At 48.5% G+C, this 749-nt stretch carries 1 protein-coding gene; it reads left to right on the forward strand.

What is annotated here, in order from left to right; genetic code table 11:
* Positions 1-285 precede the first annotated feature (285 nt).
* Positions 286-749: transposase (locus GY683_RS05940; RefSeq protein ID WP_297287868.1), on the forward strand; the 464-nt coding region annotated here is incomplete at its 3' end.

Below are 749 nucleotides of genomic sequence, written 5' to 3' on the forward strand. Positions count from 1 at the left end.
CGCTATCAACAGCGTTACGGGTTCTGGCGACCCTATGTCATGGATGTGATCATGCGCTATCCCTGGCCCAGACCTGGTTTCATGTTTCAATTGCAAGGGACCGTTTCCTAAGCCATGAACCCAAGCCTTGAATTCAGATGTAGTTACTCGCGCCAGGGCGGGCTTGATTGCGGAGATTTGCACTGTGGATTCGCCCGTGTTAAATGCTATGACTGTAACCATTAGCATTTATTACCATTTTCTTGCAAGCGCAGACACTTCTGCCCGACATGTCATCAAAAACGGGTGGTGGTTTTTGGCGAAGAGCTGTGTGAAAATGTTTTGAAATATGTGCCCCATCGCCAGTGGGTATTCAGCATTCCCAAGCGACTGCGAATCTATTTTATGTTCGATCGCAAGCTGCTGTCCAAACTGAGTCAATGCGTCTGGAAAGTGCTGAGCGTGTATTTAAAGCATGCGGTTTCCGATGAGGATGCCGACCCCGGCGCCGTAATCGCAATACAGTCCTTTGGCGACTTCCTTGGATTTCATCCCCATGCCCACGTGCTGATAACCGATGGCTGCTTTTACGGTGAGGGTGCTTTTAGGGTTAATCCGACACCGAATCCAAAAGATTTAGAGGACATGTTCCGTTACGAAGTTTTTAAGATGCTCAAAGCCGAGGGCAAAATCAACGATGCGATCATTGAAAATATGATGCAATGGCATCACAGCGGCTTCAACGTTTATTGTGGGGAGGCGATTTGGCC

The organism is Moraxella sp., assembly GCF_024227015.1.
Classification (GTDB): domain Bacteria; phylum Pseudomonadota; class Gammaproteobacteria; order Pseudomonadales; family Moraxellaceae; genus Moraxella.